Raw genomic sequence first — 26,110 nt, forward strand, 5'->3', positions numbered from 1 at the left:
GGGTCGCTTTCTCATGCGCGGAGTCCGCACCTTTATGTCTGCCCAACCCTTCGGCGGACGGCACGAGCTCGGCCAGAACTTCCTGGCCGACCCCGCCGTCATCGCCGCTGTCTGCACCGCCGCCGCCCGCACGAGCGGTCCCCTCGTGGAACTCGCCGCGGGCGACGGCGCGCTGACCCTCCCGCTCAGCCGCACCGGCCGCCCGCTGACCGCGGTCGAACTCGACCCCCGCCGCGCCCGCCGCCTGGCGCGGCGGACCGGCGGCAATGTCGAGGTCGTCCACGGCGACCTGCTCCGGCACAGGCTGCCCGACGTCCCGCATACCGTCGTCGGCAATCTGCCCTTCCACCTCACCACCGCGACCCTGCGCCGGTTGTTCCGGCAACCGCACTGGGAACTCGCGGTGCTGCTGGTGCAATGGGAAGTCGCGCGCCGGCGCGCCGGAATCGGCGGCGCGTCCCAGATGACCGCCGCCTGGTGGCCGTGGTTCGAGTTCGCCGCGCCCGCGCGGGTCCCCGCACAGGCGTTCCGGCCGCGTCCGGCCGTGGACGGCGGAATCCTCGTCATCACCCGCCGCCCGAAGCCGCTGGTCACCGAGCAGGCCGATTACCAGGAGTTCGTCCGCGAGGTCTTCGCTGGACGAGGCCGCGGACTGGGCGGGATCCTGCCCCGCACCGGCCGCGTCAGCGCCCGCGCGGCACGGACCTGGCTTGCCCGGCAAAGACTGTCGCCGCAAGCACTCCCCCGCGATCTGACCGCCGAGCACTGGGCTTCCCTCTGGAACCTGGTGCGGTAACCCTGCATCGATCCGCCAGATGCAGCGCAGCGAAAAGCTCCGCTTTCGCGGACCACGGCGCCTGGCGATAGTGAAAGGAAGCGACGAGAGGCGGTTCCGGGAATGAACCACGGCGACTGGGTGCGCGAGGCCGCGCGGCTGCGGCCCCGCACAGCGGCCTTTGTGGACGGTGACTGGCTGAACGCCAAGTCCGGCAAGACTTTCGCCGACGTCAACCCGGCCACCGGACACCCGGTCGCGCACGTGGCCGAAGGCGGCGAAGACGAGATCGACGCCGCTGTCGCCGCCGCGCGCCGGGCGTTCGAGGACGGCCGCTGGTCCCGGCTCGCGGTAGCGGAACGCAAGAAGCGCCTGCTGAAACTGGCCGATCTCATCAGTGCGCACGGACGGGAACTGGCGCTCTGCGACACCCTGGACGTAGGCCGTCCGATCTCCGACACCTTCGGCCAGGACGTGCCCGCGACTGCCGAGTGCTTCGCCTGGTACGCCGAAGCGCTCGACAAACACTACGACGAAATCGCACCCGCTCCTCCGGGCAATTTCGCCGCGATCCGGCGAGTGCCGCTCGGAGTCGTGGGCGCGGTCGTGCCGTGGAACTTCCCGCTCGACATCGCCGGGTGGAAACTCGCCCCGGCGCTGGCCGCGGGCAACAGCGTCGTCCTCAAACCCGCCGAACAGTCCCCGCTTTCCGCACTGCGGCTGGCGGAATTGGCCGTGGAAGCCGGAATTCCGGACGGGGTGCTCAACGTGGTTCCGGGCTTCGGCGAAACCGCCGGACAGGCGCTCGGACGGCATCCGGACGTCGACATCCTCGCCTTCACCGGATCGACCCCGGTAGGCGGGTTGTTCCTGCGCTACGCCGGGGAATCGAACCTCAAGCAGGTCTGGCTCGAATGCGGCGGCAAGAGCCCGGTCGTCGTCTTCGCCGACGCGGATCTCGACGCCGCCGCGGACCTGGTCGCGTTCGGTTTCTGCGCGAACTCCGGCCAAGTCTGCTCGGCCACCACCCGGCTGCTCGTCCACGCCGCGGTGGCCGACGCATTCCTCGCCCGGCTGCGCGAAAAGGTCGCCGGGTGGGTGCCCGGGGATCCGCTGGACCCGGCCACGAAACTGGGTCCGATGATCGACGTGGCCGCAGCAGCCCGGGTGCTGGCCGCCGTCGAAGCCAGCAGCGGAACCGTCGTCGCGGGCGGCTCCCGTCGAGGCGCGTTCCTGGACCCGACCATCGTCACCGACCTAGCCGCCGACGATCCCCTCGTCACCGAGGAACTGTTCGGACCGGTCCTCTCGACGCAGACTTTCGAGTCCGAGGCCGAAGCGATCCGCCTGGCGAACGACACCCCGTACGGCCTCGCCGCCTCGATCTGGACCCGCGACCTCGCCCGTGCGCACCGCGTCTCCGACGGAATCCACGCCGGGACGGTCTCAGTGAACACAGTGGACGCCCTCAGCACCGCGACCCCGTTCGGCGGCTTCAAGCAGTCCGGCTTCGGCCGCGATCTCTCCCTGCACTCGTTCGACAAATACACCGGCCTCAAAACGGTCTGGACGGCTTACGCCTGACCGAGGTCCCGCCCGGTTTCCGCGGCCAGATACCCCAGCAACAGCTCCCGCACCCTGGCCGCGGACAAGCTGGTGTTCCGCCCGGCGAGGTGCAGACCGTACGCGTCCTCCAACGCCACCGCGTTCGCCGCGATGTCCGCCGCGGGAGACCGCAACCGGAACGCGCCTGTGTCCCGTCCGTGCGCCAGCGCCGCCGAATACAGCGACACCTCGCGATCCCACAACGCAGTCATCAACACCGCATGCGCCGGGTTGCGCGCCGCGTGGACGTGCATTTCGTACAGCACGCGGCTCAGCGGATCCCCCTCGTCGGCGGGCAGCCCCGCGTCGACCAGCCGCACGAGCCGCCGGACCGGATCGTCCTCGGCCTCCGCCGCGCGCGCTCGCGCCCAGTAGAACCGGTCGACCGCGTCGCGGTGCAGCTCGAACAGCAGGTCGTCGAGGTCCGGGTAGTAGTAGCTGACCGAACCCGCCGACAGCCCGGCCTCCTCGGCGACGTCGCGCACGCGGAGACCGGCCAGCCCGCGCGTCCGGATCGCGCGGCCGGCCGCCGCCACCAGCTCGTCGCGCCGCCGCGCTTGGTCCTTGGGTCGTGCCACGTCCAGGATTATTGATGACGTGCATCGAAAAACCCAGCACGGGTTCCGGAGAACCCACCCCGTAAGGGCCTTGCCACCCGGACCGGCATCGCTCATTCTTTGCGACAGACCGCAAAGAACGAGGAGACGCGCATGGCCCACCCCCTCTCGCGCCTGACCGAAGACGAGGTCGCCCGCAACCGCGCGCTGCTGTCCGAGGCTGGGATCGCGACCGAGAACACCCGGTTCGCGCTCGTCTCGCTGCTCGAACCGGCGAAGGCGGCCGTGCTGGCCTGGCAGCCGGGCGACCCGGTGGACCGCCGGGTCCGCTCGCTGCTCCTGGACCGGCGGACCGGCGCGGTGCGCGAGGCGGTCGTGTCGCTGACCAGCGGCGAGGTCGTCGCCGATCGGGCGGTGGACGTCGTGGCCGAGGGGCAGCCGCCGATCCTGCACGAGGAGTTCGACCTGGTCGAGAAGATCCTCTGGGAGGACGAGGCGTGGAACGCGGCCATGCGCCGCCGCGGCATCGACGAACCGCGTTCGGTCCGGATCTCCGCACTGAGCGCCGGGTGCTTCGACATCCCCGGCGAAACCGGGCTGCGGCTCGTGCGCTGCCTGGCTTTCCTGCAGCTCGGCAAGGACGACAACCTCTGGGCGCACCCGATCGACGGCGTGGTGGCGTACGTCGACTTGATCGCCGGCCGCGTCCACGACCTCATCGACGACGGCCCGGCCGACATCCCGCGCACCGCCTACGACTACCACCTCGACGGCCCGGCGCGGGACACCCAGAAACCGATCGTGATCACCCAGCCGGAAGGCCCGAGCTTCGCCGTCGACGGCGATGTCGTCACGTGGGAGAAGTGGCAGTTCCGGATCGGCTTCAACGCGGTCGAAGGCCTTACCCTGCACCAAATCGGCTTCCAGGACGGCGAACGGCTGCGCCCGGTGGTCTACCGCGCTTCGGTGGCGGAGATGGTCGTTCCTTACGGCGATCCGAGCCCGGTCCGGTTCTGGCAGAACTACTTCGACGCGGGCGAGTACTCGCTGGGCAAGGAAGCCAACTCGCTGACGCTGGGCTGCGACTGCCTCGGCGAGATCCGCTATTTCGACGCGGTCCTGCACGACGACGACGGCCGGCCGCACACCATCGCCAACGCGATCTGCCTGCACGAAGAAGACGCTGGCGTGCTGTGGAAGCACACTGACCACTACAACGGCAGTGTTTCGACCCGTCGGCAGCGTCGGCTGGTCATCTCGTTCTTCGTGACCGTCGGCAATTACGACTACGGCTTCTACTGGTACCTCTACCTCGACGGCACCATCGAACTGGAGTGCAAGGCCACCGGGATCGTCTTCGCTTCAGCCTTCCCGGCTGACGATCCGGAGTACCCGTGGGCCGCCGAAATCGCTCCTGGCGTCGGCGCGCCGTTCCACCAGCACCTGTTCTCCGCGCGGCTGGACATGATGGTCGACGGCCTCGCCAACGCCGTCGACGAGATCGACGTGCAGCGCGTCCCGATCGGCACGGACAACCCGTACGGCAACGCCTTCACCCGCAAGATCACCAGGCTGGCCAAGGAATCCGAGGCCGGCCGGCTCGCCGACGGCAACCTCGGCCGCACCTGGCGGATCAGCAATCCCGGGTCCCGCAACGCACTCGGCAAACCCGTCGCCTACACGCTGCATCCGGAGGGCCTGCCGCCGTTGCTGGCCGACGACGCGTCGTCCATCGCCCGCCGCGCCGCCTTCACCCGCAAGCATCTGTGGGTCACCGCGTACGCCGAAGACGAGCGCTTCCCGGCCGGCGAGTACGTGAACCAGAACGACGGCAAGACCGGCATCGACACCTGGATCCAGGCCGACCGCGACCTCGACGGCGCCGACCTCGTCGTCTGGCACACCTTCGGCCTCACGCATTACCCGCGCACCGAGGACTGGCCGATCATGCCCGTCGACCACACTGGATTCACGCTGAAGCCCAGCGGATTCTTCGACGCCAATCCCGCACTGGACACGCCCGCGCCGAAACCGCAGCATCCGGATTGCTGTCACTGAGGCAGGATGTCGGCATGAGCGAGCCTTCCTTCACCCTCGTGCAGCTGCGCTACTTCGAGGCGGCGGCGCGGCACTTGAGCATGACTGCCGCGTCGAAGGAGCTGATGGTGTCGCAGTCGGCCGTTTCGACGGCGATCGCGCAGCTGGAGAAGGAAATGGGCGTGCAGTTCCTGCTGCGCCACCACGCCCGCGGGCTCAGCCTGACCACCGCCGGCGAGGAGTTCTACAAGCGGGTGCTGGATTTCCTGGCACACGGCGCGGAGCTGGTCGAGACGGCGCGGCAATCCGGCACCGATCTGGTCGGCACGCTCATTGTCGGCTGTTTCACCACGCTCGCGCCGTTCCGCCTGCCGAGCCTGCTGGCCGAGTTCGAAGCCCGGCATCCGCGCGTGCATGTGTCCCTGCGCGAGGGCGAGCACAAGGCGCTCAAGAGCGCCTTGCGGGCAGGTGAGACCGAACTGGCGATGCTGTACGGGTACGACCTCGACGACGACATCGACCGCGAGGTGGTCGGTACTGCCGCGCCGTACGCTCTCGTCTCCGAGGACCACCGGCTCGCGCGGCGGAAGAGCCGCAAGGTGTCGCTGCGGGAGCTGGCCGAAGAGCCGATGGTGCTGCTCGATCTGCCGCACAGCCGGGAGTATCTGCAGTCGATCCTCAGCGACGCCGGGGTGGCGCCTCGGGTTCGGCATCGGACGAGCGGGTACGAGACGGTGCGGGCGCTGGTGGCTTCCGGGCACGGGTTCGCGTTGCTCAACCAGCGTCCGCCGGACGACACGACTTACGCGGGCGCGAGCGTCGTGCCGCTTGCGCTGACTGACGATGTTCCGTCACTGGAGATCGTGCTCGCGACCATGCGCGGGGTCCGCCTTACCCGGCGGGCGCAGGAGTTCCGGGAGCTGTGCCGAGTGCTGTACTCCGCCCCGGGAGCTTGATCCCGCGTTGAACAGCCGTTCCAGCGCACGGCGCGCGCGGACTGGAGCCTGGCGGTCGCCGTGCAGCTGCAGGAAATGGTTGAGCGCCAACATGATCGCGACGATCTCGTAGAGCAGCTGATCGAGGTCCGTGTCCGCGGGCAGTTCCTCCAGGCTCACCGCCCGCCAGATGTTCACACGCAGCTCCCGCTGCCAGAGCTCGCTCATCCTGACGACGGCATCGCGCACCGGTCCTTCCCGGCCGTCGAACTCGGCCGCGGCCGCGGTGAAGAAGCAGCCGCCGGGCAGCAGTTCGCGTTCCAGGTAGGAAATCCACGCCTCGCAAGCCGCGCGGAGATACGGCAGACCGCGCGCCACGCCGCGAGCGCGTTCCGGCACCTCGCGGACGAACAGCTCGACGGCGGCCTCGACCACGGCCAGCTGCAGGCTTTCCTTGGTGCCGAAATGCCCGATCACACCCGCCTTGCTCATCCCCATCTCGGCGGCGAGCCGCCCGATCGTCAGGCCCTCCAGGCCCTCCGCGGAGGCGATCGCCAAACCGGCGTCGAGGATGCGCTGCCGGGTGTGGCGGGTCTCGGCCGCGGACTTCCGGGGACTCATGCGCTCACTATAGATTACGAACGATCGGTCGCTATAGTGCGACCAGACCCTGAGGAGGGACAGATGCCCGGCTCCCGCATCACCGCGCTCGGCCACCACCGGCCCGCCCGCGTGCTGACCAACACCGATCTGGAAGGCATGGTCGACACGACCGACGAGTGGATCCGCCGCCGCACCGGCATCGCCACCCGGCACGTCGCGGACGGCTCGGTCGCCGACCTGGCCACCGAGGCCGCGGCGAAGGCGCTGGCCGCGGCCGGTCTCGAACCGGGCGACATCGGCCTGGTCACCGTCGCCACGTGCAGCGCGATCGACCGCTGCCCGTCGATCGCCGCCCAGGTCGCGGGCCGCCTGGGCATCCCGGCCCCGGTCTGCTTCGACCTCAACAACGGCTGCGCCGGCTTCTGCACCGCGCTGGCCACCGCCGACCACGCCGTCCAGGCCGGAGCCGCCCGGCACGCGCTGGTCGTCGGCGCGGAGAAGATGTCGGACGTCACCGACTGGACCGACCGCAGCACCTGCGTCCTGCTCGGCGACGGCGCGGGCGCGGCCGTCCTCAGCGCGACGGACACCGCGTCGGTCGGACCCGTCGTCTGGGGCTCCGACCCGGCACGCAGGCATCTGGTCCGGCTCGTGGACGAATGGCAGCCCGCGTTCGCCCAGGACGGCCAGGCGGTGTTCCGCTGGGCTACTCAGGAACTGCCCGCAGTCGCGGCGGAGGCCTGCCGTCGCGCGGGCATCGCCACCACCGACCTCGCCGGAGTGGTCACCCACCAGGCCAACCTGCGCATCATCGAGGCGCTGACCGGCCGTCTCGAACTGCGCGAGGACGTGGTGATCGGCCGGGACGTGGTCGATTCGGGCAACACGTCGGCGGCGTCCGTCCCGCTCGCACTGTCCACAATGGTCTCGCGCGGCGAGCTGCCCGCCGGCGAACCGGTGCTGCTCTTCGCCTTCGGCGGCGGGCTCTCGTGGGCGGGCCAGGTCGTGGCCTGCCCGTGAAAGACCTGGTCTGCCTGCACGCCGCCGCGAGCAGCCCGGCGACGTGGGATCCGCTGCGCCCGGGGCTGGCGGAACTCGGGTTCCGCCCGCACACCCCGGTCCTGCTCGGGCACCACGACGCCGGACGGCTCCGCTCGTATCCGCTGGCATCCTTCCGGGACGACGTCTTGCGCTCGCTGGACGGCCTCGAGCGGTTCACGCTCGCCGGGCATTCGCTCGGCGCGTTCGTCGCGTCCATAGTGGCCGCGGAAGCGCCGGACCGGGTCGAGCGACTGGTGCTCGAAGAGGTGCCGGTGCCCCCGCGCGACGCCGACGACCTGCCGCCGTCACGGCGAAGGACTGCTTTGCGTGCGCTCGCTTTCTTCCGCCACAAGCAGTTCGACCCGGCGATGGTGCGGGACGTGCTCGCCGGCCTTCGAGCTCCTCAACCCGAGTGGTGGGCCAGCCTCGCGGCAATCAGCGCCCCGACGCTGATCCTGGCGGGCGGACCGCGGAGTCACCTGGACCAATCCCGGTACGCCTTGCTCGAACAGGCCTTACCGGATGCGCAAACGGTGACGGTCGGCGTCGGGCACCGGATTCATTCCCAGGCACCGGAACGCTGGCTGTCCGCGGTCTCGGACTGGCTCTGATACCCGCGCTGAATCGCCACGTGGTCCGCCACGAACTTCGCGTCGTGCCACACGCCCCAGATGAAACTCGACCCACGCCGCGCCAGCCACGGCAGCCCGATGAAGTACACCCCTGGCTCGACAGACACCCCGCGCCGGTGCTTCGGCCGTCCGTTCTCGTCGAAGGCGTCGACCTGCAGCCAGCTGTAGTCGACGGCAAAGCCGGTCGCCCACACGATCGAAGTCACTCCGGCCGCGGCCAAGTCCAGCTCCAGCAACGGATCGGTGACGCACGCCGGGTCCGGCCCAAGCTCACGCGCGGACGGTTCCTCCGGCAGGTCGAGCCCGTTGCGCGCCGCGTAGGCGTCGGCTTCGTCAAGCAGGGCAAGGTAATTCTCGTCGCCCGCCGCGATGTTCTTCGCCAGGTCCGTGGCGAAGCTGAGCTTGCCGTCGGCGTACGCGCCGGTCATGCCGACGAGCGTGATGCCGAGCCCGGCCAGCGCCCGGAAGTCCACGGTGTGCCCGCCGCGCGCGCCGCTGACCGCGATGGTCACGTGTTCCGCTCCGGCGGGCGGCGTCTCGGCGTCCCACTTGCCCAGAACGCCCAGCCACCAGCAGAAGTCGCGGTCGCGGTAGCTGCGCGGCGGACGGTCGTGCGGCCCGACCGACAGGTACACCTCACGCCCGGCCCGGCGCAGTTCCTCGGCGATCTGCACACCCGACGAGCCCGCGCCGACGACCAGCACCGCGCCTTCGGGGAGCTGCCCGGGGTTCCGGTAGCCGCTGGAGTGCAGCTGCACCGGACCGGCGCCGGCGGGCACGATCGGCGGAATCACCGGGCGCTGGAACGGGCCGGTCGCGGCGATGACGAACCGGGCGTCGATCGTTCCGTCCGAGGTTTCGGCGCGGAACCCGGGCCTGCCCTCGTGCCGCCGCACGGACGTCACCTCGACCCCGGTGCGGACCGGCGCGGCGATTTTTTCCGCGTAGGCCTCGAAATAGTCCGCGACCTGGTCCTTCGACGCGAATTCTCCGGGAGCCACATCCGGGAATTCCAAGCCGGGGAAACGGTCGTGCCACGCGGGGCCGTTCGCGACGAGCGAGTCCCACCGCTCCGAGCGCCACCGTTCGGCGATCCGGTTCCGTTCCAGGACCACGTGCGGCACGCCGCATTCGCTCAGGTGCTCGCTCATCGCCAGGCCGGCCTGTCCCCCGCCCACGACGAGGGCCTCCACCTGTTCGCTCGACATCCCAGACCTCCGCTCCGGCTTCAGCGCGGTTCAGCGCCGTCTCTCCGGATCCTCACGGCCCGCACTGCTCGTGTCCAACAGATGTTTCCGGCACTCAAGATCTGTTTTCCCGATGCAGGGTGCATCAACATAACTGATGCATTGGTCCAGAAAGATCTACTGGACAGAACCTCGCGACCGCGGTCAGGCTGAGGCGTCCGACGACCGCCGCAGGGAAGGCCACGCAGTGACTGTCCACCGTCGCATCCGCCCGTTCAACACGCGGGACACCTACCCGGAGCAGAACCTCGACAACGACCTCTGCCAGGCCGTCGTCGCCAACGGGACGGTCTACGTCCGCGGCCAGATCGGGCAGGACCTCGACACGAGCGAATCGGTCGGGATCGGCGACGTCGCCGTGCAGGCCGAGCAGGCGATGGCGAACATCAAGATGCTGCTCGAAGAAGCGGGCAGCCGGATGGAGCACCTCGTCAAGCTCACGATCTACCTGGTCGACCCGCGCTACCGCGAGGCGGTCTACCGCACCGTCGGGCGCTGGACCAAGGGCGTGCACCCGATCTCGACCGGCGTGGTCGTGTCCGCGCTCGCCCGGCCGGAATGGCTGTGCGAGATCGACGCCGTCGCGGTGATCCCGGAGGAGGAGAAGTGACCTTTTCGATCGTCGCCCGCGACACTTCCGGCGGCACCGTCCGGTTCGGCATCGCGGCCAGTTCGTCCAGCCCCGCAGTCGTCGCCCGTGTCGCGCACCTGCGCCCGGGCCTCGGTGCGGCGTCCTCGCAGAACATCACCGACCCTCGCCTCGGCGGGCGGCTGCTGGACCGGCTCGCGGAGCACGGAGATCCGGAGAAGGCTCTCGCCGAGGTAACGGCGGCCGCGGAGCACATCGAGTACCGGCAGTTGACCGTGCTCGGCCGGACCGGGCCTGGTTTTGCCTACAGCGGCTCGAAAACTCTCGGCACGCATGCGTCGGCGACGGCGGACGGCGTGGTCGTGGCGGGCAACATGCTGGCCGGCGAGCACATTCCCCAGTCCATGGCGGACGCTTTCGCCGACGCGTCCGGCGAGCTGGAACAACGCCTCGTCGCGGCGATGCGGGCCGGGCTCGCGGCGGGCGGCGAGGAGGGCCCGGTGCGGTCCGCCGGGCTCGTCGTGGTGTCCGCCGCGGAGTGGCCGGTTACGGATCTGCGCGTGGACTGGGCGGACGAACCGATCGAGCAGCTCGCCGAACTCCTCGACGTCTGGCTCCCCCAGCGCGACGATTACGTCACCCGCGGTCTGAACCCCGCGGCCGCGCCGTCGTACGGCGTGCCGGGGGACGAGTGATGGCCGCGCCCAAAGCGGCCGCCCGCGCCGTGGTCGACGGGCACGCCGACGAGCTGATCCAGCTGTCCGAGCGGCTGCACGCCGATCCGGAAACCGCCTGGGAGGAGCATCGCGCGGCTGCCGCGGTGCCGGAGTTGCTCGATCGGGCCGGGTTCGCCGTCACCTCGGGGTACCTCGGCTTGGACACCGCGTTCCACGCCAGCTTCGGCTCCGGGCCCCGGCGGATCGCGCTGTGCGCCGAGTACGACGCGCTGCCTGGCCTCGGCCACGCCTGCGGGCACAACCTCATCGCGGCCAGCTCCGTCGGCGCCGCTTTGGGACTCGCCGCGGTCGCCGACGAGATCGGCGTGACCGTCGAGGTCTACGGCACTCCGGCGGAGGAGGGCGGCGGCGGGAAGATCGAATTGCTGGAACGCGGCGCTTTCGCGGGCGTGGACCTCGCGATGATGGTGCACCCGGCACCGGTGGACGTCGCCGAAGCGCGGCCGTTCGCGGTCAGCCACTCGAAGATCTCCTACACCGGAAAGTCCGCGCACGCCGCCGCTTACCCCGAGGCCGGGGTCAACGCGGCCGACGCGTTCACCGTCGCCCAGGTCGCGATCGGCCTTCTGCGGCAACAACTTCCGTCATCGGCGCGCGTACACGGCATCGTCACGCACGCCGGGGACGCCCCCAACGCGATCCCCGAGCACGCGTCCGGCCGCTGGTACGTACGGGCCGAGACGTTGGCTGAGCTGTCCACATTGGAACCACGCGTGATGCGCGCTTTCGAGGCCGGTGCTCTGGCCACCGGCTGCGAGCTGAGCGTGGAACCGGAAAGCAAGCCGTACGCCGAATTCCGCGCCGACGAACGGGCTTTGGCCGCCTATCGCGCCAACGCCCTGGAACTCGGTCGCGAGTTCGCCCCGGACGGCACGGCGTCGCGGATGAACCGCGCGTCGACCGACATGGGCAACGTCTCCCAGGTCGTACCCGCGATCCATCCGTACATCGGGATCGGATCGCTGCCCGCGATCAACCACCAGCGCGAGTTCGCCGCGCACTGCGTGGGCGGGACCGCGGAACGGGCCCTGCTCGACGGCGCGATCGCGCTGGCGTGGACCGGCGTCGACCGAGCCTCCTGAAATCCCCCTCTCCCGGGAAGGACACCGATGTCCCACACCCGCTCCGAGCACGACATGCTCGGCGAGACCACCGTGCCCGCCGACGCTTACTACGGCGCGCACACCGCCCGTGCGCTGGTCAACTTCCCCATCACGGGCGAAACCCTCGCCGACCGGCCGCACCTCGTCGCCGCACTCGCCACCGTCAAGGAGGCCGCCGCGCGCGCCAACGCGGAAGTCGGCGCGCTCTCGCCGGAGCGAGCCACGGCGATCGTTCAGGCGTGCGCGGAGATCCGGGACGGCCGTCTGCACGACCAGTTCGTCGTCGACCTCATCCAAGGCGGCGCAGGGACCTCGACGAACATGAATGCCAACGAGGTCATCGCCAACCGCGCTCTGGAGCTGCTCGGCCACGCCCGCGGCGACTACGCGCGCCTGCACCCGCTCGACGACGTCAACCTCGGGCAGAGCACCAACGACGTCTACCCCACCGCGGTCAAACTCGCGCTGGACCGGCATCTCGCCGAGCTCCTCGCCGCGCTGGCCGGGCTGCGGGAAGCGTTCGCGGACAAGGCGATCGAGTTCGCCGACGTTCTCAAAATGGGCCGCACCCAGCTGCAGGACGCCGTTCCGATGACGCTCGGCCAGGAGTTCGGCGCGTTCGCCGCGACGCTCGGCGAGGACGAACAGCGGCTGTCCGAAGCCCGCCTTCTGCTGCACGAACTGAACCTCGGCGGCACGGCGATCGGCACCGGCCTCAACGCACGCCCTGGGTACCGGGAAAGAGCCGTCGCGCACCTGCGCGAATTGACCGGCATCGCGACGCTGGTCTCCGCACCCGACCTGATCGAGGCGACCCAGGACGTCGGAGTGTTCGTGCAACTGTCCGGCGTGCTGAAACGCGTGGCGGTCAAATTGTCCAAGATCTGCAACGATCTCCGGTTGCTCTCGTCCGGGCCGCAGGCCGGATTCGGCGAGATCGCGCTGCCCGCGCGGCAGGCCGGGTCGTCGATCATGCCGGGCAAGGTCAACCCGGTGATCCCGGAAGCGGTCAACCAGATCGCCTTCGAGATCATCGGCCACGACGTCACGGTCACGCTCGCCGCCGAGGGCGGGCAACTGCAGCTCAACGCCTTCGAGCCGATCATCGCGCGGGCGCTCACCGCCGGTCTCGACCACCTGACGGCCGGTGCCCGCGTGCTCGCCGAACAATGCGTACGCGGCATCACCGCCCGCAGGGAACACCTGGCCGGCCTCGTCGCTACCTCGACTGGGCTGGTCACCGCGGTGAGCCCGGCACTCGGCTACGAAACCGCGTGCACGCTGGCGCTGGAAGCACACCAAACCGGCCGCCCCGCGCTGGAGTTGGTGCGGGAACGGCAGCTGCTGACCGAAGCCCAGGTCGTCGCGCTGACCACCCCGCAGGCCCTCACCGGCGGACCCTCCCGCACGTAAACGCTGGGTTTCGCCGCCATCAGACCCTCGTATCGGCACAGCTCAGCGCCTCTGCATAACTCGAACAGATGCATTGCTTTGCTTATTACTTCTTGTTAGATGCCGTGGGCCGCTCTTAGCGTCCTCCCGAAGCACCGGTCCAAGGAGGCCACTCATGACCGCACCCGACGCCTCTCCGGCGCCAGACCTCGCCGAACAGAGCGCCGATCCCGCCACGCTGCGCCGCAGCGTCGCGGCCGGAGCCGTCGGCGTCTTCGTGCACTGGTTCGACTGGGCCGCCTACGCCTACCTCGCCAGCACTATCGCGTCCGTGTTCTTTCCGGCGGGCAACTCGACCGCCGGGCTGCTCGCGGTGTTCGGCGTCTTCGCGGTGTCGTTCGGGATCCGGCCGATCGGCGCGCTGATCTTCGGGCCGCTGGGCGACAAGATCGGCCGCAAGCGGACGTTGTCGGTGGTCATTTTCGTGATGTCCGGCGCCACGCTGGTGATCGGCCTGCTGCCCGGGCACTCCACGATCGGCATCGCGGCCCCGATCCTGCTGGTGCTGCTGCGCCTGTTGCAGGGTCTCGCGGCAGGCGGCGAGTTCGGCAGCGCGGCGAGCTTCCTGGCCGAGTACGCGCCGCGCCGTCGTCGCGGATTCGGCGTCAGCTGGCTGGAAGTCGGCTCGCTGCTGGGATTCCTCGCCGGTTCGTTCGTCTTCCTGCTGCTGTCGCTCGGTCTGACGAACGCGCAGCTGGCGTCGTGGGGCTGGCGCGTCCCGTTCCTGATCGCCGCGCCGCTCGGCATCATCGGGTTCGTCATCCGCGGCAAGATCGAGGACACCCCCGAGTACCGCGCGCTCGAAGCGACCGACAACGTGCCGCGCAGCCCGGTCCGGGAACTGTTCCGCCACAACAAGAAGCAGCTGCTCCAGGCCGCCGGCTTGATGACCATGATGCACGTGCCGTTCTACGCCGTGCTCACCTACCTGGTCACCTACGAGACCGATTACCTCGGCCACTCGTCCGGCAGCGCGGCGGCGCTGTCCACGGTGATCTCGCTCGTCGGGCTGTTCCTCGTGCCCTTCTTCGGCCGCCTTTCCGACCGCGTCGGCCGGCGGCCCGTCCTGATCGGCGCGGGCGTCGCGCTGTTCGTCCTCGCCACCCCCGCGTACCTGCTGATGCGCACCGGGCTCGTCGGCACCTGGATCGGCGGGCTCGCGCTCGGCGCCGTCCTGGCCGCGATCCTCGGCACCTATGCGGTGTGGTCCGCGGAGATTTTCCCGACGCGCACCCGCCAAAGCGGACTTTCGATTGCGTACAACATCACCGCCGCGCTCTTCGCCGGCACTGTGCCGTACCTGATGACTGTCCTGATTTCCGCTACCGGCAGCACTCTCGTGCCTGGGCCGTACCTGATGGCCGCGGCGGCCGTCGGTCTCATCGCCGCTTTCTCGATGCGCGAGACCGTCGGAACTCCGTTGCTGCACAAGGAAGACCTGGAGAACACGAAAGCCTGACTCCTCCCTCTCGATTCACCAAAGGCGGTGAAGCGTGTCCGAACCCACCTTCGTCAACAGCGAATCCGGAAACCTGCGGCGGAATCTGCGCCGGATCGACTCGATCTTCCTCGCGATCGCGGCCATCATCTCGGTGGACACCATCGGCCAGATCGCGACTTCGGGGGCGGAGGCGCTCACCTGGACCGCGGTGCTCCTGGTGCTGTTCCTGTTCCCGTACGGGCTGGTCATGGCCGAACTGGGCAGCGCGTTCCCAGCGGAGGGCGGGCCGTTCGTCTGGCTGCGGCTCGCCTTCGGGAAGCTGCCCGCCGCGCTCGGCACGCTGCTGTACTGGATCACCAACCCGGTGTGGCTGGGCGGATCGATCACTTTCCTCGCGGCGGCGACCTGGCAGCAGTACCTGGTCCCCGCTTCGCCGGGCGGATTCGCGGACTACGCGTTCAAGCTCGTCTTCATCTGGCTGGCGATCCTCGGCGCGGTGGTGAGCCTGCGGTACGGCAAGTGGTTCATCGCCGCCGGCGCGCTGCTGAAAGTCGGTCTCGTGGTGCTCTTCGCAGTCACCGCGGCGATCTACGCGGCCCGCCACGGCGTCCACGGTTCGCTGGCCTTCTCGCCGACGCTCGGCGGATTCCTCGCGGTGGTCCCGGTTTTGATGTTCGCCCTGGTCGGTTTCGAGGCGCCCAACGGTGCTGCCGAGGAAATGCACAACCCTCGGCGCGATGTCCCGGTCACCGTCGGCGTTTCGGGCCTGGTGTCGGCGTTGTGCTATCTGGTGCCGGTGTTCGGCATCGTGCTGGTGATGCCCGCGGACAAGATCAACGGTCTCGGGGGATTCCTCGACGCGGTGCGCCAGGTGTTCTCTGTGTACGGCGGCGCTTCGGGCGCGATGCTGACACTCGCCGCCGTCGTGTTCGTCTTCGTCCTGCTGAACCAGGGCTGTTCGTGGATGATCGCTTCGGACCGGATTCAGGCGATGGCCGCAGTCGACGGTGCGTTTCCGCGGTGGTTCGGTGCGTTCCATCCGAAGCTGAACACCCCGTTGCGGGTCAACCTGCTTTCCGGCGTGGTCGCGACTGTGTTCACTGTGGTGGCGACGATTGTGCAGAGCAGTTCGGCGTCGGCGGTGTTCGCGGTCGTGCTGAACATCGCGGTGAGCACGTTGCTGCTGTCGTACCTGCTGATCTTCCCGACGATCCTGGTCCTGCGACGGAAATACCCGTCGGTCGAACGTCCGTTCCGGGTGCCGGGCGGACGGGTCGGGCTGTGGGTCAGTGCGGTGCTGATCTACGCGTGGATCCTGCTCGGCGCTTGGCAGACAGTGGTGCCCGGGGTGCTCGACCGGGCGCTCGGGGTGCCTTACGACTTCGAGGCGACCTGGGGCGTGTCGCGGCTGACCTTCGAGCTGTTCACGGCCGGGACGCTGGCGGTGCTGATCGGGTTCGGGTTCGTCGGTTATCTCATCGCCCGCAAGCAACCCGAGCCGGTCGCGGAAGTCCCGCAACCGGCCGCGACGTCCTGATCAGACCTTCCGGCCCACCACACCCGCCACACACCGGGCCGCGTCGCTCAGCGGCTTCAGCCTCGGGCCGTCCTGCCACCACTCGTCCGCGACCGACAAGCCAGGGCCGTCGGTACGGCTCGGCGGAAGAAGCTCCAGTCCGGGCAGCATCGCCTCGATCTCCGCGCGGGTCCGGAATCGCCCGGCGCCCAGCGGTCCGGACACGAGGATCTCCTCGATCCGCTTCGCGACCGCGGTCAGCTCCGGCACCTCGGGGTCGTAGAAGTGCGCCATCGCGACGTACGAACCGGGCGCGAGGGCGTCGATGTACTCGCGCATCACCTCGACCGCGCCGTCGCCTTCGTAGTGGTGCATCGTGCCGATGTGCAGCAGCGCGATCGGCTCCGAGAAGTCGAGGTACTCGCGCACCGTTTCGTTCTGCAGCACGGCCTGCGGCTCGAAGATGTCGGCCTCGACCATGTGCGTGAAGTCGTTGTCCTCCAGCAGCGCGCGGCCGTGCGCGAGCACCACCGGGTCGTTGTCGACGTACACCACGTGCGCGTCGCGGTGGTAGCGCTGCACGATCTGGTGGGTGTTCTCGGCCGTCGGCAGGCCGGAACCGCAGTCGAGGAACTGCCGGATGTCGGTCTGGCTCGCCAGCATCCGCAGCACGCGGTTGTGGAAACCGCGGTTGCCGCGGGCGATGTGCACGGCCTCGGGGACCGCGGTGCTGATCTTCTCCATCACCGCGCGGTCCACCTCGTAGTGGTGGCTCCCGCCGAGGAACCCGTCGTAGATCCGCGCGATGCTCGGGCGGTTCGGGTCCACCCCGACCGGCACCTGGCTGGGCGACAACGGGGACGACGAGCCGGTCATGGACACCTCGCGGAGCAGTCGGTCGGCAGTGGCCTACTGAGAGTAGTACTTCCGACGGTCAACCGTGCCAGCGGCGCGGCTGACCGTCGCTGTCGTCGCCCCAGTGCTCCATGTACGAGCTGACCGCCGAGCGGAACGCGTCTTCCATCGAGTCGTGCGAGGCGTTTCCGCCGTCCTGCTGCGGGTTCTGCGTCGGCTGGACGCGCGGCGGCGGCGCGGTCGTCTCGGGACGGCTGCTGGCCCGCACGATCGTGTCGCGCACCTGTCCGCTGGCCGGGGCCGGGGACGCGCTCAGCGTGCTCACCGCGGGCGGAGCCGACGACGTGGTGCGCACCGGAGCGGGCGGCGGCTGGACGGGCTGCGGGCCGGCCCCGCCGGACGTCGACGGCCACAACGCCCACGAGCCGAGTCCCGCGCACAGCACCACCGCCGCACCGGCGAAGACGCCGTAGCGCGCGGGCCGTCGCTGGGCCGGCGGCGCGGTCTGCGCCGGCGGGTCCGCCACGGGCAGCGGGCCGCGTTTGGCGAGCTGTTCGGCCGGCGAACCGGTCGAAAGGTCGAGGACCCCGCCGAACGCCGAGGCCGTCTCGTCGCCGCTCTCGGCCCGGGGGCGCACGAGCGGCGGGGGTTCGCTGCCGTCGATCCGGGGCATCGGCGCCGTCTCGGACAGCCGCACGAGATTCGCGACCGACTCGAGGTCGCTGCCGGACTCCGGGTTCCCCATCCAGACCTCCACCCCGCCGGGGCCGCGCGTCCGCGGCGCTTCCGGCGCCGCAGATCCTAGGGACCCCCGGCCCGCGCTGTAAACCCGCCTCGGGCGTGATCCAGTGCTCTCGACGGGTTTCCGCCGCGGGGAGGAGGCCCGCGATGCGGCCGTTTCCGGTCGAAACCGACGCCGCCAGCAGGCCGGATGTCGGCGACGGGCAGCAGATCTGCTGGGAGGCGAGCGGTGCGGGCAAACCGGTCCTGTCCGCGCACGGCGGCAGCTTCGGCCCGGCGCAATTCCGCGTCGTGGTGTTCGGCCAGCGCAGCTGCGGACGAAACGGGTCGGACAGACCGGCCAGTTCAGCGACGGAACGGACGAAGAGCTGAACGCCCGCCTCTGCGCGCACTGCTATCGCCACCACGCCTGGCTCGAGGACGACCAGCTGCTGCGCGACATCGGCCTGCCGCACGGAATTCCGGCAGTGCTGGTCCACGGCCGGGCGGATCTGAGCGCACCGCTAGCGCAGCACGCGATACCGAAGGCTCGTCCCCTGCTGCGCCAACAATTCCAGCCGCACCGGCGGCCCCGGCCGCTCGAACAACCGGACGCCGCCGCCGAGCAGCACCGGCATCACCATCACCGCGACCTCGTCCAGCAAACCCGCCTCCACGCAGGCCCGCCCGACCGAAGCACCCAGCACATTCACCGTCTTCTCCCCCGCCGCCGCCCGAGCCGCCGCGACGCCTTCGTCCAACGAGGAGCAAAACGTCACCCCGGGCACCGCTGGCGCGACACCCCGGGTCAGCACCACCTGCGGCCCGTCCCACCCGCCGCCGAACGCCTTGCCTTCGGCCTCGGTGCCGCGGTACGGGTCGTCGCCGGAGAAGGTCCGGCGGCCGACGAGCAGCGCGCCGACCTCGGCTGCCAGCTCGTCCGCCGAGGCGTCTCCGGTGTACGGCGCGAGCCAGCCCATGTCCCCGCCGGGCCCGGCGATGAACCCGTCCAGCGACATCGCGGCGGAGTACAGCAGCTTTCCCATGTCGTGCCCCTTCCGTTTTCCGTACCGACTCCCGGAAGGGCGGAAACTCATCGGTCAGCCGGACAGCGCGCGCCAGGCCTCCCGGCGTTCCCGCTGCCGCTGCGGGTCCGCCACCGGCGCCGCCGCGACCAACCGGCGGGTGTAGTCCTCCCGCGGCGAGCCCAGCACCGACGCCACCGGGCCCTCCTCGACCACCTTGCCGTGATGCAGCACGACGACCCGGTCCGCGACGCGCTCCACCACCGCCAGGTCGTGGCTGATGAACAGGCACGCGAACGCCAGTTCCCGCTGCAGGTCCGCCAGCAGGTCCAGCACCGACGCCTGCACCGAGACGTCCAGCGCGCTCGTCGGCTCGTCCGCGATCAGCAGCCGCGGCCGCAGCGCCAGCGCCCGCGCGATCCCGACGCGTTGCCGCTGCCCGCCGGACAGCTCGTGCGGGTACCGGCCGCTCCAGCCGGGGTCCAGGCGCACGGCGGCGAGCAGGTCCGCGACCCGCTCCCGGTGCTCGCCGCGTTCGCCGTGCACGACCAGCGGTTCGGCGATGCTCGCGCCGATCGTCGCGCGCGGGTTGAGCGCGGAGGCCGGGTTCTGGAACACAATCCCGATCTGCCGCCGGATGTCCCGCCGTTGCCGCGCCGACGCCCGCGCGAGGTCCACGCCGTCGACCTGCACGGTTCCCGCCGAGGGTGCGACCAAACCGGTCAGCACGGACGAGATCGTGCTCTTGCCCGAACCGGATTCGCCGACCAGGCCGAGCACCTCGTCGGTCCCGATCGTCAGGGACACGCCGTCGACCGCGCGCACCGGCGGGGCCCCGCCGCCGACCCGGTAGGTCACCGCCAGATCCGTCACCGAAACCAGCGGAGCCGACGTCGGCCGCACCGCACCTTCGGGCGCGGAACCCAGTGACAGCACCGAATCCAGCAGTTCCCGCGTGTAGTCGGCCTGCGGCGACGCGAACAATCCGGCCGCGGTGTTCTGCTCGACCACCTGCCCGTCACGCAGCACCACGACCCGGTCCGCGACGTCCGCGACCACGCCCATGTCGTGCGTCACCAGCAGAATCGCCGTGCCGAGCCGGTCCCGCAGCGACCGCAGCAGCTGCAGGATCCCGGCTTGCACGGTGACGTCCAGCGCGGTCGTCGGCTCGTCCGCGATCAGCAGCTTCGGATCGTGGATCAACGCGATCGCGATCACCACCCGCTGCAGCTGCCCGCCGGACAGCTCGTGCGGGTAGGCGCGCAGCACCCGCCGAGCGTCCAATTCGACCAGTTCCAGCAACTCCCGGGCCCGTTCCCGAGCGAGAGCCCGGGACACCTTCCGGTGCGCCCGGACCGCGTCCACGAGCTGCGTGCCGATCCGGAACACCGGGTTCAGCGCGCTCATCGGCTCCTGGAACACCATGCCGATCTCGCCGCCGCGCACCGCGCGCATCGCCGGACCGTCCACTGTGTACAGATCGCGGCCGTCGAGCACCGCGGAACCGGTCACCGTCGCGGTGTCCGGCAGGAGGCCGAGCAGCGACAGCGCGGTGACCGACTTGCCGGAACCGGATTCCCCGACGAGGGCGACGACCTCGCCGGGGTTCACCTCGAACGCGACCTCCCGGACGGCGGCGGTGTCGCCGAACCGGATCGAGACGTCGCGCAGGGACAGCAGCTGCTCGGACACGGGATTACTTCGCCAGGCCCATCTGGAGGTAGTTCGGGTACGCCGGGAACGCGCCGATCGCGAAATTGCCGACCTTCGCGCCGTGCAGGAACGAGTTGCGCGTGTAGATCAGCGGGATCACCGGCGAGTCCCGCATGATCCGCTTGTCCGCCTCGGCCCACAGCTTCCCGGCCGCGGCCGGGTCGACCGTGCCCTGCGCCCGCGCGATCAGCGCGTCGACCTCGGGCGCCGAGTAGCGCGACTCGTTGTACCCGCCGTTGCCGATCTCCGACGTGCCGAACAGCGGCTCGATGTTGGCGTTGGCGCTCGGGAAGTCCGGCTGCCACGAACCCAGGGTCAGGTCGTAGTTGCCGTCGTTGCCGGTGACCAGCGTCTCCCAGGCGTCCTCGTCCAGCGGACGCAGCTTCGTGCGGATCCCCGCCCGCTGCAGCGCGGCCTGGATCGCCTGTGCCTTGTCCGCCTGGTTGTTCGACGTGGACACGACGAAGTCCAGGTTGTCGATGCCGTTCGGGAAACCCGCTTCGGCGAGCAGCTGTTTAGCCTTCGCGACGTCGCCGGACGGCGGAGCCGGGTAGAGGTCGTACACCTCGCGTCCGGCGATGCCCTCGGTGATCAGCGTCGTGGCGATCGGACCGGCGAGGTCCGCGCTGCCCGCGGTGGCGACCTGGTAGGCGGTCTTGTCCACGGCGTACTGGAACGCCTGGCGCACCTTGGGATTCGCCAGCGGGCCGCGTTTGGTGTTCAGCGCGAGGTACGCCAGCGCGCCGGATTTCGACGTGACGAGCTGGTTTTTCGCCGCCGGATTCGTGCGGATCTGCGCCAGCTGCGCCGGGTTCACGAACGACGAGCCGAAGGCGAACGCGTCGTTGCCCTGGCTGGCCAGCAGCCGCTTCGCGACGACGCCGGTGTCCTGGCCCATCTGGATCACGACCGCGTCCGGCAGGCCGGTGCGCGCGAGGTCGGTCTTGCCGTCCCAGTTCGGGTTCCGGACGAACTTGACCTGCACGCCCTTCTGATACGACTCCACCTGGTACGGCCCGGACGCGACCGGCTTCGTGTCGTAGGTCGCGTCGGTGCCCTTGCCCTTCGGCACCGGCGCGAACGCCGGCATGCTCGCGATCCACGGCCAGTCGCCGTACGGCCGGGCCAGGTGGAACACGATGGTCTTCGGGTCCGGCGTCTCGATCGACGCCAGCTCGCCGCCCTTGAACGGGCCCTTGTAGTCGGGGCCGCCGGCGAGCAGGTTCTTGTGGTAGCTCAGGCCGCCGGAGAACGCGGAGTCGAACGACCGCTCGATGCCGTACTTGATCTCCGCGCTGGTGATCGGCGTGCCGTCGGCCATCTTCAGGCCGTCCTTGAGCGTGTACGTCCAGGTCTTGCCGTCCGCGCTCGCCCGGCCGGTGTCGGTGGCGAGGTCCGGGACCACGGTGGCCGGGCCGTCCGCGGCGGTCTTCCACGCGGTGAGCCGCCGGTGGATCAGGCTGATCGTGGTGATCGCCAGGTTCTGGCTCTTCGCCGGGTCCAGGTGCTGCGACGTGGTGTCGCTGAGGATGTAGAGCGTCCCGCCCGACGCCACCTCGACCGCGCCCCCGCCGCCGGACTGCTCGTTCGCGTTGCACGCGGCGAGGAACGCCCCTGCCCCGGTGACCGTGGCGGTGATGCCCAGCGCCTTCAGGAAGTCCCTGCGATCCATGGTTTTTCCGTTCCCTTTCTCAAGAACCGAGCCGAGCGCGGGGGTCGAGGACCCCGTAGAGCACGTCCACCGCGAAGTTCGCGAGGACGACGAAGAAGGCGGCGAACAGGCTGACGCCCATCAGCACCGGCAGGTCCACTTGGTGCACGGCGTCGACGAGCAGCCCGCCGAGACCGGGCAGCGCGAACACCCGCTCGGTGATCACCGCGCCGCCGAGCAATGCGCCGAGGTCGACCGCGAACACCGTCACGACCGGCAGCAACACGTTGCGCAGCGCGTATTTCCCGATGACGGTCCGCTCCGGCAGGCCGACCGCCCGCGCGGTGCGGATGAAGTCCTCGCCCATGATTTCGAGCATCTGGCCGCGCGAGAGCCGGGCGTACACCGCGGCGTTGATGAACGCCAGCACGAGCCACGGCAGCACGAGGTGCCACGCCCAGTCGACCGGGCTTTGCGCGAACGTCACGTAGCCGCTCACCGGCACCACGTCGAGCGTGAAGCCGAACAGCAGAATTCCCAGCAGCCCCACCAGATACGCGGGTGCGGACACCCCGGCGAGCGTCACCGTCATCGCGGCCCGGTCGGCGAACTTGCCGCGGCGCAGCGCGGAGAACACGCCGGTCGCGACACCCGCGATCAGCCAGATCACCGACGCGCCGACGGCCAGCGAGACCGTGATCGGCAACCGGTCCCCGATCAGCGCCAGCACGGGTTCGCTCTGCTGGAACGAATACCCGAAGCAGGGCGCGGAGCAGACGATCGCCGTCACGCCGGTGCCGAAGGTGCGGCCGGTGAAGATGCCGCCGAGGAAGTCGAAGTACTGCTGGATCCACGGCTTGTCGAAGCCCATGAACTCCCGTGCCAGCGCCAGGTTCTCCGGCGTGCACGGCTTGCCGCACGACATGAACGCCGGGTCGGTGGGCAGCAGGTAGAACACCGCGAAGGTGCCGAAGCTGACCACGAGCAGCACGCCGAGCATGCCCAGCAGGCGGATGCCCACGAAACGCAGAGTGCGGTTCACCGGCGCACCGCCGTCTTCGGGTCGAGCGCGTCGCGCAACCCGTCGCCGAGCATGTTGAACGCGAGCGTCGCGATGAACAGCGCGGCGCCGGGGAAAATGAGGAACATCGGATCGGTCTGCACCCAGTTGATCGCGTCGCTGATGGAACGGCCCCAGCTCGGCGTCGGCGGCGGGATGCCGACGCCGAGGAACGACAGCGCGGCCTCCAGGCCGATGTTGGCCGGGATGCTCACCGTCGCCAGCACGATGATCGGCGCCCACAGGTTCGGCAGCAGCTCGCGGCGGAACACGTGCGCGCCGCCCGCGCCGAGCGCCCGGGCCGCTTTGACGAAGTCGCGGTTGCGCAGGCTCAGCGTCTGCGCGCGGACCACCCGGGCCACGCGCGGCCAGCCGAACAGGCCGATCACCGCGATCAGCAGCAGCGGCCTCGGGATCGACTGCGGCGCGACCGCGCCGAGCGCGATCATGAAGATCAGCTGCGGGAACCCGAGGAGCACGTCGGTCACGCGGCTCACCACGGTGTCCCACCAGCCGCCGACATAGCCTGCGCTCGCCCCGAGCAGCACGCCCAGCAGCATCGACACCGCGGTCGCGGCGAGCCCGATCAGGAACGACGTCCGCGCGCCGTACGCGACGACCGCGAAGAGGTCCCGTCCGGTCAGAGGTTCGACGCCGAACCAGTGGCTTCCGCTGATGCCGCCGAGGAATCCCGCGCCGGTGCCGTCGGCCGGATTGAGCAGTTCGGTGTGGTACGTGTACGGGTCCTGGCCCTCGATCAGGGCGAGCAGAGGAGCCGCGAGAGCGGTGACGATCACCAGGACGATGACGACCGCGCTGGCCTGGGCCCAGCGGTCGTGCCGCAGCGCGCGCCACAGGTTCCGGGAGGCCGGGGCGGCCGCCGGGACCGGGGCGCCGCCCGGCGACAGGATGTCGGACAACGGTTCCCTATGCAGATCAGCGTTACTTGACGACGTGACAGTAAAGAACCCGAAGGAAATTCACCACGACGGCGGTGCCCGTCCCGGATCGTGAGACGGTGCCGGCCTCGCGCCTCCCCTCGCCGTTGGTGCTGTTCGCGCAGGTCACCGGCGGTCCGGCGGCCGGGGCCAGTGTGCCGTGCGGAGGCCCGTCCGGCCAGTGTTGTTGTCACCCGTTCGGACGCAGTCCCGGACCAGCAGGCTGACTCCGTTTGTGCCGCCGCCCGCTCGGCGCTGGACTGGCCGCACGGATCAGTCTCATGTGGACGGAAGGACCTGCCGATGTCTCGCTGCTCGCGCCGCAAGCTCGCCGGAGTGCTGATTGCCGCGGCCGCGGCCGCCTTGCTGGTCAGCCCAGCCGCCTCCGCAACGCCCTCGGCGGTCACCGCGGCGGTGAACGGCGGCGATGCGATGTACACCGTCTCGCCGGGACCGGGCCGCGAGCCCTACTACTGCTCCGCGGGGTTCGCGATCCTGGTCAAGAATGTCCGGTACCTCCTCACCGCCGGGCACTGCACCGAACACGGGCTCGACTGGAAAGACATCGGCCGCAACGTGGACAGCCACTTCCCGGTGACCGATTACGGCCGGGTCGAGGACCCCGCCGGCTCCGGGCACACCCAGGTCGATCTTTACGACCGCGGCACCCAGCGGATCCTGCGCGCCGGCACCCCCGCGGTAGGCCAGCTGGTGTGCAAGAGCGGCATGACCACCAAGAAGACGTGCGGCAAGGTCCTCGGCCTCAACCAGACGGTGAACTTCGGCGACGGCAAGCAGGTCGTCGGCACGATCGCCACCGACATCCCGGTCGGGGCCGGCGACAGCGGCGGCCCGTTGTTCTACGCCGGGGTCGGCTACGGAGTGCTGTCCGGCGGGAACAACCAGGTCAGCTTCTTCCAGCCGCTGCCGCCCGTGCTCGCCGCTTACGGCGCCACGCTGGCCTGAGCTTCGGGTCCGTGAGGGCCACCCTCACGGCGTCTCGGGCGGAGACCTGCCGAAGCTGAATGCGACGGCGGCGCTTCGGCCTCGCAACGGGTGGCTGCGCTAGTGGCTTGAATACGGCCGGACCGGGACTCACGGGTGCCGGGTCATCGCCCCAATGCGGCGTTGGTTGCACGCGACGCACCCGCATTGGGGTTTTCTCAGCAGCGGGCGCGGTGCCGACAGTGCGCCGTCCGGCGCTGCGACCGTCCGTGAGGGGGAACCCTGACGGAATCAGCGTCCCCCAGGGTTCCCCTCACAGCCGACAATCGCGCAACAGCAGCGCGCGCCCCCGCGCGGGAGACCTCCGTTATTCAGCTACGCGACAGCGTCCAGGCCAAGGTCGATCCAGAACCGGTCTTCGCCGCGCTTCCGGCCGTCCGGCACGCCGCCGTTGGACAGGATCACCCGGCGCGAAGGTTCGTTGTCCGCATCGCAGGTCAGCAGGACGCGGTCGAGCCCGAGACGGCGGCACTCCGCAAGCCCGGCTGTCAGCATCCGCGTGGCATGGCCTTGTCGCCGCCACGGGGGCACCACGTGATACCCGATGTGGCCGCCCGCCTCGGCGAGTTCGGCGGTCAGCTCGTGCCGGACGACCAACGTGCCCAAGTAGTACTCGCCGGAGACATACCAGAAGATCGTGGAAGGCACTCCCCACCGCGGCTGCACCCCGCGCCGGGCGGCGACGAACCCGGCGAAGTCGGCGCTCGCCGGGTCCAGCCACTCCGTCGGACGGCCTTCGAGCAGGCAGCCCGCCTGCTCGCCGACGAGGTACGACGTGCGGACTTCGGTCGTGGGCCAGACAAGACGGGGCGGCTCGGCGAGATGGATCATCGGCCCAGTCTTCCCGCCGATCGCCCGGCGCACAGCTCATTT

The 26,110-nt window shown here is 70.1% G+C and carries 25 protein-coding genes; 14 read left to right on the top strand and 11 right to left on the bottom strand.

Annotated features, from left to right (window positions below):
- Positions 1 to 34 precede the first annotated feature (34 nt).
- Together erm and ACZ7OI_RS13895 are read left to right on the top strand one after the other, a co-directional pair.
- Positions 35 to 796, top strand: a complete 762-nt coding sequence (gene erm / locus ACZ7OI_RS13890) for a 23S ribosomal RNA methyltransferase Erm (RefSeq protein ID WP_470264548.1) — start codon at positions 35 to 37, stop codon at positions 794 to 796.
- 102 nt (positions 797 to 898) lie between these two features.
- Entirely contained in the window at positions 899 to 2,359 is a 1,461-nt protein-coding gene (locus ACZ7OI_RS13895; RefSeq protein WP_470264549.1) for an aldehyde dehydrogenase family protein, read from the top strand.
- Here the strand turns inward: ACZ7OI_RS13895 and ACZ7OI_RS13900 are convergent.
- On the bottom strand, positions 2,350 to 2,958 hold the full coding sequence (locus tag ACZ7OI_RS13900) for a TetR/AcrR family transcriptional regulator (RefSeq protein ID WP_470264550.1): 609 nt from the start codon (positions 2,956 to 2,958) through the stop codon (positions 2,350 to 2,352). The genes ACZ7OI_RS13895 and ACZ7OI_RS13900 overlap by 10 nt on opposite strands.
- 99 nt (positions 2,959 to 3,057) lie before the next feature.
- On the opposite strand from ACZ7OI_RS13900, the gene ACZ7OI_RS13905 reads away from it, so the two are divergent.
- Together ACZ7OI_RS13905 and ACZ7OI_RS13910 are read left to right on the top strand one after the other, a co-directional pair.
- Positions 3,058 to 4,995: a primary-amine oxidase gene (locus tag ACZ7OI_RS13905; protein ID WP_470264551.1), complete on the top strand. Its 1,938-nt coding sequence runs from the start codon at positions 3,058 to 3,060 to the stop codon at positions 4,993 to 4,995.
- 14 nt (positions 4,996 to 5,009) lie between these two features.
- Positions 5,010 to 5,930, top strand: coding sequence for a LysR substrate-binding domain-containing protein (locus ACZ7OI_RS13910; RefSeq protein ID WP_470264552.1), 921 nt, complete (start codon positions 5,010 to 5,012; stop codon positions 5,928 to 5,930).
- Here the strand turns inward: ACZ7OI_RS13910 and ACZ7OI_RS13915 are convergent.
- Positions 5,826 to 6,530, bottom strand: a complete 705-nt coding sequence (locus tag ACZ7OI_RS13915) for a TetR/AcrR family transcriptional regulator (protein ID WP_470264553.1) — start codon at positions 6,528 to 6,530, stop codon at positions 5,826 to 5,828. The genes ACZ7OI_RS13910 and ACZ7OI_RS13915 overlap by 105 nt on opposite strands.
- Positions 6,531 to 6,593: 63 nt before the next feature.
- Here ACZ7OI_RS13915 and ACZ7OI_RS13920 point away from each other — a divergent pair, with 63 nt between their 5' ends.
- Positions 6,594 to 7,532 (top strand): beta-ketoacyl-ACP synthase III, encoded by a 939-nt coding sequence (locus ACZ7OI_RS13920; RefSeq protein WP_470264554.1) that lies wholly within the window; start codon positions 6,594 to 6,596, stop codon positions 7,530 to 7,532.
- On the top strand, positions 7,529 to 8,164 hold the full coding sequence (locus tag ACZ7OI_RS13925) for an alpha/beta fold hydrolase (RefSeq protein ID WP_470264555.1): 636 nt from the start codon (positions 7,529 to 7,531) through the stop codon (positions 8,162 to 8,164). Before ACZ7OI_RS13920 ends, ACZ7OI_RS13925 begins: the two co-directional genes overlap by 4 nt.
- Here the strand turns inward: ACZ7OI_RS13925 and ACZ7OI_RS13930 are convergent.
- Entirely contained in the window at positions 8,113 to 9,393 is a 1,281-nt protein-coding gene (locus ACZ7OI_RS13930) for a flavin-containing monooxygenase (RefSeq protein ID WP_470264556.1), read from the bottom strand. The two genes, ACZ7OI_RS13925 and ACZ7OI_RS13930, sit on opposite strands and share 52 nt — an antisense overlap.
- Before the next feature lie 226 nt (positions 9,394 to 9,619).
- Between ACZ7OI_RS13930 and ACZ7OI_RS13935 the strand changes: the two genes are divergently transcribed.
- The 6 genes from ACZ7OI_RS13935 to ACZ7OI_RS13960 all read left to right on the top strand — a co-directional run bounded on the left by ACZ7OI_RS13935 (position 9,620) and on the right by ACZ7OI_RS13960 (position 16,291).
- Positions 9,620 to 10,042: a RidA family protein gene (locus ACZ7OI_RS13935; RefSeq protein ID WP_470264557.1), complete on the top strand. Its 423-nt coding sequence runs from the start codon at positions 9,620 to 9,622 to the stop codon at positions 10,040 to 10,042.
- Complete coding sequence (locus ACZ7OI_RS13940) at positions 10,039 to 10,716, top strand: DUF1028 domain-containing protein (protein ID WP_470264558.1); 678 nt, start codon at positions 10,039 to 10,041, stop codon at positions 10,714 to 10,716. The genes ACZ7OI_RS13935 and ACZ7OI_RS13940 overlap by 4 nt, the downstream gene beginning before the upstream one ends.
- On the top strand, positions 10,716 to 11,840 hold the full coding sequence (locus ACZ7OI_RS13945) for a M20 family metallopeptidase (protein ID WP_470264559.1): 1,125 nt from the start codon (positions 10,716 to 10,718) through the stop codon (positions 11,838 to 11,840). Before ACZ7OI_RS13940 ends, ACZ7OI_RS13945 begins: the two co-directional genes overlap by 1 nt.
- Before the next feature lie 27 nt (positions 11,841 to 11,867).
- Positions 11,868 to 13,274, top strand: coding sequence for an aspartate ammonia-lyase (locus tag ACZ7OI_RS13950; RefSeq protein ID WP_470264560.1), 1,407 nt, complete (start codon positions 11,868 to 11,870; stop codon positions 13,272 to 13,274).
- Between the two features lie 154 nt (positions 13,275 to 13,428).
- Complete coding sequence (locus tag ACZ7OI_RS13955) at positions 13,429 to 14,772, top strand: MFS transporter (RefSeq protein WP_470264561.1); 1,344 nt, start codon at positions 13,429 to 13,431, stop codon at positions 14,770 to 14,772.
- A 34-nt stretch (positions 14,773 to 14,806) separates the two neighbouring features.
- Positions 14,807 to 16,291, top strand: coding sequence for an APC family permease (locus ACZ7OI_RS13960; protein ID WP_470264562.1), 1,485 nt, complete (start codon positions 14,807 to 14,809; stop codon positions 16,289 to 16,291).
- On the opposite strand, the gene ACZ7OI_RS13965 is transcribed toward ACZ7OI_RS13960, so the two are convergent.
- Both ACZ7OI_RS13965 and ACZ7OI_RS13970 read right to left on the bottom strand, forming a co-directional pair.
- A complete protein-coding gene (locus ACZ7OI_RS13965) occupies positions 16,292 to 17,146 on the bottom strand; it encodes an SAM-dependent methyltransferase (protein ID WP_470264563.1) in 855 nt (284 codons plus the stop codon).
- 58 nt (positions 17,147 to 17,204) lie between these two features.
- Positions 17,205 to 17,870 carry a hypothetical protein gene (locus ACZ7OI_RS13970; RefSeq protein ID WP_470264564.1) on the bottom strand — a complete coding sequence of 222 codons (666 nt, stop codon included), beginning with the start codon at positions 17,868 to 17,870 and terminating at the stop codon, positions 17,205 to 17,207.
- Positions 17,871 to 18,013: 143 nt separating this feature from the next.
- Here ACZ7OI_RS13970 and ACZ7OI_RS13975 point away from each other — a divergent pair, with 143 nt between their 5' ends.
- On the top strand, positions 18,014 to 18,238 hold the full coding sequence (locus tag ACZ7OI_RS13975) for a hypothetical protein (protein ID WP_470264565.1): 225 nt from the start codon (positions 18,014 to 18,016) through the stop codon (positions 18,236 to 18,238).
- 131 nt (positions 18,239 to 18,369) lie between these two features.
- On the opposite strand, the gene ACZ7OI_RS13980 is transcribed toward ACZ7OI_RS13975, so the two are convergent.
- From ACZ7OI_RS13980 to ACZ7OI_RS14000, 5 genes are read right to left on the bottom strand one after another with little or no spacing between them, the layout of a single operon-like run.
- Positions 18,370 to 18,891 (bottom strand): dihydrofolate reductase family protein, encoded by a 522-nt coding sequence (locus tag ACZ7OI_RS13980; RefSeq protein WP_470264566.1) that lies wholly within the window; start codon positions 18,889 to 18,891, stop codon positions 18,370 to 18,372.
- 54 nt (positions 18,892 to 18,945) lie between these two features.
- Positions 18,946 to 20,562 (bottom strand): dipeptide ABC transporter ATP-binding protein, encoded by a 1,617-nt coding sequence (locus tag ACZ7OI_RS13985; RefSeq protein ID WP_470264567.1) that lies wholly within the window; start codon positions 20,560 to 20,562, stop codon positions 18,946 to 18,948.
- Between the two features lie 4 nt (positions 20,563 to 20,566).
- Entirely contained in the window at positions 20,567 to 22,255 is a 1,689-nt protein-coding gene (locus tag ACZ7OI_RS13990; RefSeq protein ID WP_470264568.1) for an ABC transporter substrate-binding protein, read from the bottom strand.
- A 19-nt stretch (positions 22,256 to 22,274) separates the two neighbouring features.
- Positions 22,275 to 23,276, bottom strand: a complete 1,002-nt coding sequence (locus ACZ7OI_RS13995; protein WP_470229297.1) for an ABC transporter permease — start codon at positions 23,274 to 23,276, stop codon at positions 22,275 to 22,277.
- Complete coding sequence (locus ACZ7OI_RS14000) at positions 23,273 to 24,214, bottom strand: ABC transporter permease (protein ID WP_470264569.1); 942 nt, start codon at positions 24,212 to 24,214, stop codon at positions 23,273 to 23,275. Before ACZ7OI_RS14000 ends, ACZ7OI_RS13995 begins: the two co-directional genes overlap by 4 nt.
- Before the next feature lie 321 nt (positions 24,215 to 24,535).
- On the opposite strand from ACZ7OI_RS14000, the gene ACZ7OI_RS14005 reads away from it, so the two are divergent.
- Positions 24,536 to 25,198, top strand: coding sequence for a S1 family peptidase (locus ACZ7OI_RS14005; RefSeq protein WP_470264570.1), 663 nt, complete (start codon positions 24,536 to 24,538; stop codon positions 25,196 to 25,198).
- A 354-nt stretch (positions 25,199 to 25,552) separates the two neighbouring features.
- On the opposite strand, the gene ACZ7OI_RS14010 is transcribed toward ACZ7OI_RS14005, so the two are convergent.
- Positions 25,553 to 26,068: a GNAT family N-acetyltransferase gene (locus ACZ7OI_RS14010; protein WP_470264571.1), complete on the bottom strand. Its 516-nt coding sequence runs from the start codon at positions 26,066 to 26,068 to the stop codon at positions 25,553 to 25,555.
- Between the last annotated feature and the right edge of the window lie 42 nt (positions 26,069 to 26,110).

The sequence above is a fragment of the Amycolatopsis sp. NPDC114503 genome (assembly GCF_055633655.1).

Coding starts and splice junctions, on each gene's coding strand:
- ACZ7OI_RS13945 (WP_470264559.1), top strand. CDS start 10,716: ATGGCCGCGCCCAAAGCGGCCGCCCGCGCCGTGGTCGACGGGCACGCC.
- ACZ7OI_RS13955 (WP_470264561.1), top strand. CDS start 13,429: ATGACCGCACCCGACGCCTCTCCGGCGCCAGACCTCGCCGAACAGAGC.
- ACZ7OI_RS13910 (WP_470264552.1), top strand. CDS start 5,010: ATGAGCGAGCCTTCCTTCACCCTCGTGCAGCTGCGCTACTTCGAGGCG.
- ACZ7OI_RS13980 (WP_470264566.1), bottom strand. CDS start 18,891: ATGGGAAAGCTGCTGTACTCCGCCGCGATGTCGCTGGACGGGTTCATC.
- ACZ7OI_RS13930 (WP_470264556.1), bottom strand. CDS start 9,393: ATGTCGAGCGAACAGGTGGAGGCCCTCGTCGTGGGCGGGGGACAGGCC.
- ACZ7OI_RS13970 (WP_470264564.1), bottom strand. CDS start 17,870: ATGGGGAACCCGGAGTCCGGCAGCGACCTCGAGTCGGTCGCGAATCTC.
- ACZ7OI_RS13990 (WP_470264568.1), bottom strand. CDS start 22,255: ATGGATCGCAGGGACTTCCTGAAGGCGCTGGGCATCACCGCCACGGTC.
- ACZ7OI_RS13975 (WP_470264565.1), top strand. CDS start 18,014: ATGCGGCCGTTTCCGGTCGAAACCGACGCCGCCAGCAGGCCGGATGTC.
- ACZ7OI_RS14010 (WP_470264571.1), bottom strand. CDS start 26,068: ATGATCCATCTCGCCGAGCCGCCCCGTCTTGTCTGGCCCACGACCGAA.
- ACZ7OI_RS13920 (WP_470264554.1), top strand. CDS start 6,594: ATGCCCGGCTCCCGCATCACCGCGCTCGGCCACCACCGGCCCGCCCGC.
- ACZ7OI_RS14005 (WP_470264570.1), top strand. CDS start 24,536: ATGTCTCGCTGCTCGCGCCGCAAGCTCGCCGGAGTGCTGATTGCCGCG.
- ACZ7OI_RS13895 (WP_470264549.1), top strand. CDS start 899: ATGAACCACGGCGACTGGGTGCGCGAGGCCGCGCGGCTGCGGCCCCGC.
- erm (WP_470264548.1), top strand. CDS start 35: ATGTCTGCCCAACCCTTCGGCGGACGGCACGAGCTCGGCCAGAACTTC.
- ACZ7OI_RS13965 (WP_470264563.1), bottom strand. CDS start 17,146: ATGACCGGCTCGTCGTCCCCGTTGTCGCCCAGCCAGGTGCCGGTCGGG.
- ACZ7OI_RS13915 (WP_470264553.1), bottom strand. CDS start 6,530: ATGAGTCCCCGGAAGTCCGCGGCCGAGACCCGCCACACCCGGCAGCGC.
- ACZ7OI_RS13950 (WP_470264560.1), top strand. CDS start 11,868: ATGTCCCACACCCGCTCCGAGCACGACATGCTCGGCGAGACCACCGTG.